Genomic DNA, 12,569 nt, shown 5'->3' on the forward strand with positions numbered 1-12,569 from the left:
CTGTCAAGATCCCAGTCTGGATCCGACATATTACTTTCATATGGAACAAGACTAATATTTATATCATTTTTCAAGATTTCACCTCCCAACCAGAAGTTTTTGAAAGAACACTCTATCAGATTTCATCAGTGTTAATACGATCTCTCCATGTTCCATTTTCTTTACTGCCTGGTAAGAACACTAACTTAATAGTGTCTCCCACATCTAATATTTCTGCCTTTTTCTTAAGTCGCTCAATATCTTGATATACGACAGAGTCAAATGTTCTAATAACAGACAATTCATAAGATTTTCCATAGAAAGAAACGTTAATGCTTCCTACATATGAGAGTGCAAATTTGGTATCATCACTTTCCGAGATGCGTTGCTTTAACTCTTCAGTAAGTGCCATTGAAAAATCTAATTTACTCCACGAACCCGTACATTCTTCTCCGTTAATTAAAGAATACAAATAAGATATTGCTTGGAAATCATCCAACATAATTTCTTCTGGGATAGAAATTGTGTCATTGTAATAATGCTCAATTGCTACAATTTTCTCAAGAAAATCCATTTCAGTTTCAATTTTATCAAAACCACTCCTGTACTTTACATTTCCCAACTTACCAGTTGCCAATTCTTCTCCAAGCAAAAGAACTTTAATCGAAATTGTTTCACCCCGATCTGCTCTGGTTAAGAATCTAAGATATTGTAGTAGTTCTTCATTTGTCGGTTCAACGGTATCAACAGAGTATGTTGTTTTTCCTAATTTCATATTTACTGACATACCTATTCTAAACGGACAGTTTTCTTGTTCCCGATTAGAAATGATAATAGTTCCGTCGTCTAATATTTCTTCTGTTCTGAATAGTATGTAATCAAACATTACGTTACCATCAAGCGATATACTACATGGAAAAGCAGGTGGAAACGGTTTCGGTTGGATAATAAAACTTTCTCCAATAAGCTTTTCCGCTTCATGCTGTATAGGATCATCAATATTGCCCAGCAGCTTTTTGGCGGTAATCACATTTAGTGTTATTGGAAGTTGATGCCTATTTGCATAATCGATTGTGTTGACATCAAATTTTTGAAGATATTTTCCATTCATTTGTATGGTACCAGTGCAAGAAATTCGAGGTGGATATTTTTCCAATGCTTCTTTTGTTAGTGGTTTGCTGTACAACTGACCTTTTTCACCTTTATATTCATAGCGATAATTTGGGAATAAGATATGTGTGCTTCCTATAGCAGCAAAAAAGTTTGATACTGTATCTTCAACCTGTCCGATGTCGCCTTGTCGCATAAGTTGCATATTTTTTTCGATAGACATATTTCCGATATTTTTTGCAGCATTTTTTAATTCCTTGATAACACGTTCTTCACTTGCTTGCACGGTCTGCACTATTTCCTTAGTTTGCTCCGTTGCAATCTCACCAACAGCATCTTCGATTTGAGCAGCAATAAATTTAAGTTCTCTATTTATTCTGCTCTTGTAAAACTCATGCAGAATATCTATAGCAGTTTCTGTCATCCAAATTGCTCGTTGACGTGATAATGAGGTATGTGCCTGGGCATAACAAGTTGCCTTACTTATGATTGACGTTCTTGCCATACCACGTTCTTCTCGATTTCCAAACAATCTTTCTTGAACGTCATCCAGAAGATCGGTTTGAATATAGTGGGTAAGTCCACCAAAATCAATTTCTTCTTCTCTTGTACAACTCCAATTTATCTTTTGTTGTCTGCTGATATAATTTTTTAATCTATCTCGAACTTGTTTCGCCTCCCATTCCGTTTTAACTTTATCTTTAACAGCTTCCAATCCAAGACTAACCACATAATCTATGGTTTTAGATTCTTTCATAAAATTTGCATTCATTGTGTCACCACCTAATTATAAAAGCCACGTTATGCCACTCTCAAAAAGGCAACCAACGTGGCTTTTATGTACTTATTATTTTTCTGGAATTGGAGGTATAGTGATAAAAATACCCTGTAATTCATCTACAGTTCCAGCTTTTACCCATTGTGCCATTCCATTTTTCCAAACCAAGCTATCAGCAGTAAGCTGTCCTGAGGTTGCCATCTGTGCCAACACAGAAATATTAAAAGGTCCGGCAGCTTGTCCATTGATCGCCACATGATATGCTACAGTAGGAATAGGCGGAGGTACAGCACCGGGTACTGTCTGCTGATTGATGCCACCCATCATGTTATTCATGGCACCAGCGATATTCTGACCAACCGCTCCTCCAACAGCCATACTTGCCATCATAGCAGCCATATTGAATCCTGTTCCATCACCACCGCCAAAATTAACATTACCGGCTCCGTTTGCTCCCATCTGACCAAGGGCATTCGCACCAGCAACACCGACTTCTGCCTGTTTCTCAACTTGGAACGCACCAAGGTTTGCTGTTTGAGTTTGCTTGTGTTGTGCGTACTGACCTTCCTCACGCTGAATACGGAGAGTTCCTTCATAGTGCTCGGCCTCAATTCGCTGTTTAGCGTGAATATCTCTGATTCTTGCTTCGGCTTCAGCTTTTGCAGTAGCTCCGGCAAGATCTTTTGTTACGCTCATAAGCTGACGGTATCCATCACTGGACTTATCAATTTCAATCGCACCAATATCAATGCCCGACACAACAACACCGAAAGTTTCTTTCAATCTTTCGCTGAGATCATATTCTACAACATCGTTAATCAGTGCTGTTTTGTTTTCAATCTGAACAACTGGAATGTCATGGGCAGCAGGAGCATTAGCGACAACATCTTTCACATAGCGATTGACAGCATCACGAATCTGCTTCTGGAAATCATCCAGGTTGAATGTACTCAGTCTATGTAATTTGATGAACTCACGATAATCGGCAATACCGAAGCTGATAGTACCTCTGACAGCAACGGGAACACCGAAATCTGCAAATCTTGGATCATACACATCAAAGTATGGAACACCGAATTTTACTTGAATGATGCGAGCAAGATTTATGAAATAAACTTCCGCCTGGAACGCAGTACCACCCTCGTATGCCAGTCCTACAATGCTTGCAAGAACAGGAAAGTTTGCAGTCTTGATTGTCTGGTCGAAAGGACCGACAATAAAATCTTGCATAGTTCCGTCTTTTTGCTTATATACAAAAACAGCAACTTCGCCATCCTTTACTCGCAGAGAAGATCCCCAACGAATAGCGTTTTCTCTATTATTAGCACCTACCTGGGAACCAGACGGATGCCATTTCCAAATAAGATACGAAGGCTCGTCACAACGTATCTCGTCCATAAAACCGCCTTTGCGGTTGCTTCTATTAAATAAAGCCATATCTTTATGCTCCTTTCAAACACACAGATCATCATAGAATTAACACAAACAACCAAGGTAAAAAAGCAAGCGCAAGAATTCCAAATATCAACAGGGGGATTTCTAACTTCTTTCTTTTTAGTTGTTTGATTTTTTTGTCGTGAATATCTTTTATTCCTAAAAAGTCATGAGAAGTTACAAACGCAAAACTGGCTTTCTCATATGCCTGCTCAAACTTTGCCAACCACGCATCAGATACAGCTCTCTGTGAGGCTGTGATAACGCCCTTATCGCCAAGTCCATATAATTTCAAATCAATGTTTGATGCCGCTAAAATCATAAATTCAAAAATATCCTCTTTGGTGTTGGGGATTGAAAAACTCCTTATCAAACTAATCTTTTGTTCATCTGTTTTATTCAACTGCCCATCACTACCATACAGCTTACCAATAAATGAATGGGATTTTTGAGCCTCTCTCGTTCTCTCAATTTGTTCTAATTTATCAGCAAATTCTTTCACGATGGAAGATGCCTTTGCACCTCGAATCTCATAATTGCAGGCAGGGCAAATGGTAACAAATGCATTAATTATCTCACCACAATTCGGGCATTTATGTAATTCTCCATCATATACAGTTTTTCGCTGTGATGACTCTCCTTTAACCTCTCCCGTCGCAGTTCCACAATTTGAGCAGAACTTTGCACCTTCTGGTAGGTGCTGACCACAATTCATGCAAAACGCCACTTTATCCTCCCCCTAACTCTCGTAATCTGATATTGATTTCAAAAACGATATTGAAACGAAATACGGATTATTTTCATCATTGATTTTCTCTATCAACGCACCCTCATCTGCAATTTCGAGAATACGGAATTTATCCCTAACTTCAAAGCGAATCCCATCGTTGGTTATTCCATCACTATGAATAGTGAAAATATCTGTGGAATTCTTTACAGAAGAGTCCATATGTTTTTTTACAGTTTTAACAATTGTTTTACCGCCTGCTTCTACAGTTCTAAGGACACAATAACCACCAACTGCAACGATACCAAACAACTGTACTGGGCCACCTACCTTTTTTGCCCACGTTGTCATTTTTTGATACAATCCCAAATTACTCATACATTCCTCCATAAATATATAGTTAAATCAGTCGCTTTCTACTCGAACCGCATCGCATATATCACCGATATTGCAATCCAGATACTCACAGATACGGAGCAGGACCGATAGAGCAACTTCTTCGTTGCGACGCAGTTTTGTCATTGTTCCAGTTGCTATATTTAAATCTTTGCGAAGTGTCGCAGCAGATATTTCCTTCTCCACAAGCATTAGCCATAGCTTTTTATAGCTCATTCTCATTTGCAGCACCCCTACCTTTCAAATCATATACGGATATATTTATATTTTATCGCATTACATCGACAAATTCAAGACATTTAGCAATATATTTTGACATAATTCGCAAGTTCTTGCGAATTATGTCCATTATGATAACTGATGGAAGTGTAATATAATTTTTCAATTCCAGTCCCATCCTGTCCAAACGGAAAGGAAAGGATCAGTATCACTATAATCAGTATTATTTATATCAGTATTATTACATTGTGCTTTTGACAACTCTTGAATTGTCAAAAGCACAATTCAAGAACTTTCCAAAAGACAATTCAGTAATTATCTTTCCACAACAAAAGCCACCCGAAGGATTTCTCCCGCGGGTGGCATCAAATAGCTTATCGTTTTATTCATGACTTCTAAGATCATCCTGGCTCCCAGTTTGAAGCTATTCTGGAATATCAGGCACTCCATAATGGTTTGATGTTCTCGGACACAATCCGTGTATTTCTCGAACAATGCTTTCTGCTCGTCCGTCATAGCTGCTCGGAGTTTTTCTTCATTCCGGCAAATCAGTTCCTGTAATTTCTTGTACTCCTTACAGGAAGAAGTATCGTAGTCGGTAGGCTCGATATTGCCGTACCAAAATTCCTCAAGGATTTTCATACGATGTCCTCCTCATAGACCAGTTCCCGGAGGACGACTTCTTCCGCCTGTGCTTTCAGTCTATTCATATGTGCTACCCATGCAAGCTGCTGTGTTGCCTTGTCTGGCGCTGGATTCTTCGCCAACAATTCTGCCATCAACAACTCCATTCGTTTCTCACAAGTCTGCTGTACTTCCCACAGGTGCAAGAACAGAGTTTCCGTCAAAACCATGTCATTGAAAAGCATGGGGTTATTCTGTTCCAAGAAGCTTCTACGCATCCTGCCATATTTGCCGAGTGGTTGTGCTTCTGTGTGCGCTAATCTGATGTCAGGGATATAATAATCACCACATTGGGTGTAAGTTAAGTTCTGAGCCATAATAGTACCTCCAATAAATCTTTGATTTTTCGCATTGGAAGTAATGTAAGCGTGAGTTTGTAGGTAGTTTCTTTAACTTTGGGAAACTCCGCTTTCCCATTTAGAAACAGACTTATCACTCATACCTATTTTTTCTGCCAGTTGCTTTTGTGTCATCCCCAATGACTTTCGCTTACCTGCAATGTATTTTCCAATTTTGATAAGATCCATCCATCTACCTCCTTTTTTATATTGATCATACTCTTTTTTAGAGAAAAAACATACCCCTCAAAGGTAGAATATGATTTTTAAGCCTGTCTAGTTTGCCAGATAAACGAAAGAGCTTATATATCGGCTTCATATATAACCTTACAGTTTTTATTACTGTATCCTATATATTCCATACACTGCAAGCAAGAAGCATCGAAGCTCGTCTCTGTCTGTAAATTCCTTTTGCACAAATCCTTCTTCTTGGTGGAAAGACAATATTTTATCTTGTTCATTAATCCAACATATTAGCTTTTTATTTTTTCTTCCATTTATGTAACAAATTTCGCTCCATTCACAATCACTACAAATTGTTTCACACTTTCTACAAGACAAAATATTATCATGAATATCTTGTTTAAATTCAGAATACGGAAGTAGCATTCCTTCTTTCCATCCACATAATTCAAGAATCTTTTGATCATATTCTCGAACCTTATCAGCAACACTACAACTTCCATCTTGTAATCTACTGTGACATCCCTCACAAAAAATATCTGACTGCAAGGTGGCACAAACAATTGAAGCGTTTTCTAATTCAGCTATTATTTTCTTTATATGTTCTTTATATTTTTCACTATACTTTTTCACTGAGAAAAAGGAGATACACAATCCGTGATGTGGACGAAGTTTGTACTGGTATTCCATTTTATTCTCCTTTATGCCAAATAGGCGTTTCTTCCTCCCGATCCTTTGAGGTGATTAAAATGAACAATCTGCTCAACGGGTAAATTGAATTTCCACTAATTACCATGTTAAACATATGCGGGTAATCTTCTGCCAACGATACTCCACCCAAAATAATTGCGCCAACACCATTCCATAAAAAATGGATTACAATCGGAGCAATTAAGGATTCCGTGTACTCCAATACCGCTGTCACGAAAAGACTCATTGTTATAACATTTAGTACAGGAAGTATTCCTGCATAACGCTATTGATAAAAGCTAAAAATAACCATAACCAAAGCATAGATATTTGATTTCTGCCATCAATATGTATGACTCCTATTATAGATAATATCACAACAGATACGCCTACATAATCATTCATGTACATTGGTTTATGCTCAATCGCATTAATTTCAGCTAAATCAAAATAACCTGAAACAAGATTATTTAATATCTTCAATTCATCTGCCGAAAGATAATTCTTTGCAATACTGATATCTTTTAACGCTGGCAATTCACCTGAAAAAGAAGTTAGTCCCATAAAAGATTTCTCTGCATCTGCTCTTTCATATATCACTTCTGTTGCCGTGTGACCATGTGCTGCAAAATGCAATTTATTCTGTACAATTTTGAAAAAGCGTATTGATTCATCACTATGCGGATTGTAATCAACACTTCACACGATATCCTACAGAAATTATCACATCAAGATTATAATAATTTGTAGGTTTTGTAGAAAAATCGGAATTTCCGATTTTTCTCACAGACTCTGATTTAAGTAATTCTCCTTCTGAAAAAACATTTAAAATATGCTCATTTATAGTTGATCTAGCTTTTCCAAACAGTTCTTACATTTGATCTATTGTCAGCCAAACAGTTTCATCTTCTACTTTTACCTCAATATGTGTCAACCCATCATCTGTATTATAAAAAATAACTTCACCCTGATTTTCCATTTAAGCTCCTCCTCACGTTACAAATTTTTATTGCGAAAAGTCACAAATTTCATTTTTCTCATTATATCAAAACACAAAATAAAAGCACAGAACAAATTCGAATATATGTTCTGTACTTTTTCATATCCTCTACGGCAATTTTTTCCCTGCTGCCATATAAAGTGCGTACCACTCTTCTCTTGTCAATTTTATTTCACTTGCCTTACAAATCTCTGCAATTCTCTGCTTCTTTGTACTTCCCAAAATTGCCTGAATACCTGCCGGATGTCTCAATATCCAAGCAATGGCAATAGCACTGTTTGTTACATGATATTTCTCTGCCAATTCATCTAACATTTTATTTAGCTCTGGGAATTTTTCACTTCCAATAAAGACTCCTTCAAAAAATCCATATAAGAAAGGAGACCATGCCTGGATAGTAACTTCTTTTAATCTGCAATATTCCAGAATACTTCCATCTCGAACACATCCTGCATCATTGTGAACATTCACATTTAACCCAGAATCAATGATATCGCAATGTGCAACACTAAACTGGAGCTGATTAATAATAAGCTTCTGACTGCAATAATGCTGAAGCAATTCCATCTGCATAGAATTTTGATTACTGACTCCAAAATATCTTACTTTTCCTTCTTTTTCCAAAATATCAAAAGCCTCTGCAACTTCTTCCGGTTCCATCAACGTATCTGGGCGATGCAATAATAGTATATCAACATAATCCATATTCAAACGTTTTAAGCTTTTATCTACAGATTCTAAAATATGTTCTTTAGAGAAATCATAACATAGCCCTGGACGAATTCCACATTTTGTCTGGACAATCATTTTTTCTCTTGGAATTCCCTTTATGGCCTCTCCAAAAATATGTTCTGACTCACCATTTCCATAAATGTCAGCATGATCAAAAAAATTAATTCCCTGATCCATAGCTGTATCAACTAATTCTCTAACCTCATCCGTCCCTTTCAATCCGGTAATCCGCATACATCCCAATGCAATCTCTGATGCTTCTAATCTATTTGCTATTTTGATATTTTTCAAATTTTTTCCTCCTCTGTTTTGATGATTTTCTCTGTTTTATCATCTTAACATATCCCCTATACATTCGGCTACAATAATGTATGCTTTTCCTTAATTTTATTCTTATCTACATATTAGTTTCTTTTTTATACGCCTCTTGATAAAAATATTCCTGTGAATCAATTTTAGGAGTATTAATCAAACGTTCGCAATAAATACCTGATGAATTCTGCTCTTTTCCTTTTTTATCATCTCTCATCATTATATCAAACATATTTCTAATTCTATGCTTAATGTCTTCATCATATATTGGGACAGCTACTTCTACTCTTCGTAATGTATTTCTTGTCATTAAATCAGCAGATGAAATATATATTTTTTCATCGTCTTTTTGTCCGAATATGTAAATTCTGGAATGTTCCAAATATCTTCCAACAATACTAATAACTCGAATATTCTCCGTTATACCTGCTATACCTGGCTTTAAACAACAAATTCCTCTTATAATTAGTTCTATTTTCACCCCAACCTGTGACGCCTCTATTAATTTTTTGATTAATGTTTTGTCTGTCAATGAATTAAACTTTAACCCAATATATCCATCTTTCTTATTTTTCACTTTTTCAATTTCATAATCTATCATATCAATAATACGATTTTGCAAACATGCCGGTGCCACTAACAATTCTTTTACTTCCTCTACAATCTCACCTTTCTGCAACGCTGTAAAAACCATTGCTGTTTCTGCTCCAATGGATTGTTTAGCCGTAATCAATGATAAATCTGTATACAATCTCGCTGTCTTTTCATTATAATTTCCTGTACCAATCTGTGTAATATAAGAAAATCCATCTTCTGTTTTTCTTGTAATCAAACACAGCTTTGAATGTACTTTATAATTACCCAATCCATACAAAATCTGACATCCTGCTTCTTCTAATCTATGAGACATCTCAATGTTATTTGCTTCATCAAACCTAGCTCGAAGCTCCACGGTTACTACAACTTCTTTCCCATTTTCAGCTGCTTCAATTAACGTATCTATAATTTTACTTCTCTCTGCTACACGATATAAAGTCATTTTAATAGATACAACAGAATCATCATCTGCCGCTTCTTGTAACAACTGAATAAATGGTTTCATACTTTCATAAGGATATGATAATAACACATCTTTTTCTTCAATCTGCTCAAATATACTCCTTTTTAAATCTAATGCCGGACTACGTCTTGGTGTATGTTTTTCATAAAAAAGTTCTGTCTGCTCTTTCAAATATGCCTGTAAAGAAAAAACAAAAGACAAATCTAAAGGTGTTTTCACATCCAAAATATATTCAGAACCTATATTTGTAAAATGAGAAAGTTCTTTTTTTATTTTATCATCCATATTCCTGCTTAATTCTATTCTGACAGCATCTAACCGCGTACGTTTTTTTATCATTTGTTCCATCATATCACGATAATCTAAGTCTTCGTCGTAAATTTCTGACGCATCTATATCAGCATTTCTGGTAATACGTAAAATAGATTTTTCTGCTACTGTATACTTGGAATACAATTTTGAAATAAAATGAAGGATTAACTCCTCTGAAAGCATAAAGTTTCCTGGTCTTGTTGGAATTTCTATTAAGCGTTTAAATACTCCATTTGAACATGGAACCAAACCAATTTTTTTCTTTCCTTTTGATGTAGATAAAAGAACAATGGCATATAATTGCTTATTCGCTAAAAATGGAAATGGCTGTTGTTTCCCGATAATCATCGGTGATAAAAAAGGTGCAATATGCGTATCGAAATATTCTTCAAGCATTGCCCCTTCTTCCTGAGATAGCTTATTAAAATTAATGATGCGAATCCCTTTTGGCTCTAATTCTCCCATTAATTGTTCATATATCTTTCCCTTTTTGTTTTCTAATCTTTTTGTTTCCTTTAAAATAGCCTTTACTTGTTCTTTACTCGTCATATAAGTTTTATTTTCTACAATTTTTTCAGACGACTGCATTTGCATAAGTAAAGTTCCCACTCGTACCATAAAAAATTCATCTAAGTTGGTCTGAAAAATAGATATAAAACTTAACCTTTCTGCCAATGGTACTTCTGGGTTTCCCGCCTCATTTAACACTCTTTCATTAAATTGCAACCATGATAATTCTCGATTTGTATAACTACTCACTTCGTTTTTCATAACAACGCACTCCTTTAATATTTTTTTATTTTTAAAATCAAACTTTCCCACTATCTTTTTTATAATTTCTTTTATCATGAATGCTATTCACCAAAACTTATTCCTATCATTTTTGCTTCCTTTATTAATTCGCATCCGGGATTTACTGTTTTTAATTTACCCGATACATTTTTTAAAGGTACTCTCTTGATTTCGCCATTTATCATTGCAATCATACATCCGTAATCTTCTTCTAAAATTGCCTCTGCTGCTGCTGCTCCAATTCTTGTACTTAATACTCGATCAAAAGCATTTGGCGTTCCTCCCCTTTGTGTGTGTCCCGGAACTACAACTCGTACTTCACTCCCCAGTCGATTGGATATTTCATAAGCTAATTCATAAGACACAGAAGGAAATTTACTTTTTGCCATTTTCTCTTTATATTCTTTTTTTGAAAGAGATGCATTTTTTTTGGATATTGCCCCTTCTGCCACTGCTAAAATAGTAAAACCCTTTCCTGCTTTACTTCTTGCAGTAATAGATTTCATTACAGAATCAATATCATACGGAATTTCTGGTAAAAGAATAATATCCGCACCCCCTGCAATACCGGCATACAAAGTAAGCCATCCTACCTTATGTCCCATAATTTCTACAATAAACACACGGTTATGTGATGCTGCTGTTGTGTGAATGCAATCAATAACATTTGTCGCTACATCAATCGCACTCTGAAATCCGAATGTTATATCCGTTCCATAAATATCGTTATCTATCGTTTTCGGTAAATGTATGACATTTAAACCTTCCTCGCTCAATAAATTGGCTGTTTTTTGAGAACCATTTCCACCTAACACAACAAGGCAATCTAAATTTAATCGATAATAGTTTTCTTTCATGGCTCTTACTTTATCTAAACCACTTTTATCAGGAACTCTTATTTGTTTAAAAGGTTGTCTGGATGTTCCCAACATAGTTCCGCCAATCGTTAAAATCCCAGAAAAATCTTGTTTAGAAAGCAACTTATATCTCCCATAAATCAACCCTTCATATCCATTTAAAAAACCATAAATTTCCAGCTGTTCTAAATTTGTATAAAGACTTTTTGCCACACCTCGCATTGTCACATTTAATGCTTGACAATCTCCTCCACTTGTTAATAATCCAATTTTTTTCATTTTTTCACCTTATCTGTTTCACACAAAACTTTATTTTTTTCTAGTAATTCAATTTTTTTTCTAAATTCCAGCATTTTATTATCCAAAGCAGCAATTGCCTCTGCGTATCTTTTACTCTCTTGTCTAACCATCTCTATATCACCGGCAGATTTTTTGTAACACATTTGACTATCTAATTCTGCCCAATAATCCATTGCAAACGTACGAATTTGAATTTCTACTTTTACATACGTTGTCTGACTGTCCAATACAACCGGAACTTTTACAATTAAATGTATACTTTTATATCCACTTTTTTTCGGTTTTTGCACATAATCTTTTTCTTTTATCAATGTAAAATCTTTCTGCTTTTTTACAGCTTTAGATATTTGATAAATATCGTCAAAAAAATAAGATACTGCTCGTACTCCTGCAATATCATTTAATGATTCAACTGCGGTCTCATAGTCTATTTTTTTACCTTTTCTTATTAATTTTTTTGTAATACTCTCCGGTGACTTAATTCGGCTTGTAATCCCCCTAATTACATGATGCCCGCTTTTGTTTGTAAGCTCTATATTAATTGCTTTTAATCTATCCACTACAATATCAATAGCCGATTGATACATTAACAACGTCATTGGTGAATTTATTTGCACAATCTCCGATTTATCTGATTTTTTTTCATCATTCAAACTATTTTTCATC

Annotated in this window: 14 protein-coding genes and 1 pseudogene; all 15 read right to left on the bottom strand. The window is 35.5% G+C overall.

The annotated features are described in order from the left end of the window. Positions 1-115 precede the first annotated feature (115 nt). Positions 116-1,861: a hypothetical protein gene (locus tag CGC63_RS11900; RefSeq protein ID WP_003022447.1), complete on the bottom strand. Its 1,746-nt coding sequence runs from the start codon at positions 1,859-1,861 to the stop codon at positions 116-118. A gap of 75 nt (positions 1,862-1,936) precedes the next feature. Then, the gene (locus CGC63_RS11905; protein ID WP_003022449.1) at positions 1,937-3,304 is read right to left on the bottom strand and encodes an SPFH domain-containing protein; all 1,368 of its coding nucleotides are present in this window, start codon (positions 3,302-3,304) and stop codon (positions 1,937-1,939) included. Positions 3,305-3,335: 31 nt separating this feature from the next. After that, positions 3,336-4,028 (bottom strand): zinc ribbon domain-containing protein, encoded by a 693-nt coding sequence (locus CGC63_RS11910; RefSeq protein WP_154965469.1) that lies wholly within the window; start codon positions 4,026-4,028, stop codon positions 3,336-3,338. Between the two features lie 12 nt (positions 4,029-4,040). Further along, positions 4,041-4,406, bottom strand: a complete 366-nt coding sequence (locus CGC63_RS11915) for a hypothetical protein (RefSeq protein WP_040351196.1) — start codon at positions 4,404-4,406, stop codon at positions 4,041-4,043. Between the two features lie 27 nt (positions 4,407-4,433). Next, positions 4,434-4,646: a helix-turn-helix domain-containing protein gene (locus tag CGC63_RS11920; protein ID WP_003022455.1), complete on the bottom strand. Its 213-nt coding sequence runs from the start codon at positions 4,644-4,646 to the stop codon at positions 4,434-4,436. A gap of 312 nt (positions 4,647-4,958) precedes the next feature. After that, entirely contained in the window at positions 4,959-5,285 is a 327-nt protein-coding gene (locus tag CGC63_RS11925) for a DUF6809 family protein (protein WP_003022459.1), read from the bottom strand. Next, positions 5,282-5,644 carry a TnpV protein gene (locus tag CGC63_RS11930; RefSeq protein WP_003022462.1) on the bottom strand — a complete coding sequence of 121 codons (363 nt, stop codon included), beginning with the start codon at positions 5,642-5,644 and terminating at the stop codon, positions 5,282-5,284. Before CGC63_RS11930 ends, CGC63_RS11925 begins: the two co-directional genes overlap by 4 nt. Positions 5,645-5,728: 84 nt before the next feature. Then, positions 5,729-5,854: pseudogene (locus CGC63_RS11935) on the bottom strand (helix-turn-helix domain-containing protein); the annotation flags it as partial. Positions 5,855-6,004: 150 nt separating this feature from the next. Next, positions 6,005-6,538 carry a DUF1284 domain-containing protein gene (locus tag CGC63_RS11940; protein ID WP_003022466.1) on the bottom strand — a complete coding sequence of 178 codons (534 nt, stop codon included), beginning with the start codon at positions 6,536-6,538 and terminating at the stop codon, positions 6,005-6,007. Between the two features lies 1 nt (position 6,539). Beyond that, positions 6,540-6,773: a hypothetical protein gene (locus CGC63_RS15545; RefSeq protein ID WP_052530459.1), complete on the bottom strand. Its 234-nt coding sequence runs from the start codon at positions 6,771-6,773 to the stop codon at positions 6,540-6,542. A 23-nt stretch (positions 6,774-6,796) separates the two neighbouring features. Next, positions 6,797-7,204, bottom strand: a complete 408-nt coding sequence (gene rhuM, locus CGC63_RS16080) for a RhuM family protein (RefSeq protein WP_412693782.1) — start codon at positions 7,202-7,204, stop codon at positions 6,797-6,799. A gap of 442 nt (positions 7,205-7,646) precedes the next feature. Further along, positions 7,647-8,561, bottom strand: coding sequence for an aldo/keto reductase (locus tag CGC63_RS11955; RefSeq protein ID WP_003022471.1), 915 nt, complete (start codon positions 8,559-8,561; stop codon positions 7,647-7,649). A gap of 106 nt (positions 8,562-8,667) precedes the next feature. Beyond that, positions 8,668-10,725: a polyphosphate kinase 1 gene (gene ppk1 / locus CGC63_RS11960; protein ID WP_009246446.1), complete on the bottom strand. Its 2,058-nt coding sequence runs from the start codon at positions 10,723-10,725 to the stop codon at positions 8,668-8,670. An 83-nt stretch (positions 10,726-10,808) separates the two neighbouring features. Next, positions 10,809-11,882: a 6-phosphofructokinase gene (locus CGC63_RS11965; protein ID WP_003022474.1), complete on the bottom strand. Its 1,074-nt coding sequence runs from the start codon at positions 11,880-11,882 to the stop codon at positions 10,809-10,811. Further along, positions 11,879-12,556: a GTP pyrophosphokinase gene (locus tag CGC63_RS11970; protein ID WP_242648463.1), complete on the bottom strand. Its 678-nt coding sequence runs from the start codon at positions 12,554-12,556 to the stop codon at positions 11,879-11,881. The genes CGC63_RS11965 and CGC63_RS11970 overlap by 4 nt, the downstream gene beginning before the upstream one ends. Between the last annotated feature and the right edge of the window lie 13 nt (positions 12,557-12,569).

The organism is Blautia hansenii DSM 20583 (genome assembly GCF_002222595.2).
Lineage (GTDB): Bacteria > Bacillota > Clostridia > Lachnospirales > Lachnospiraceae > Blautia > Blautia hansenii.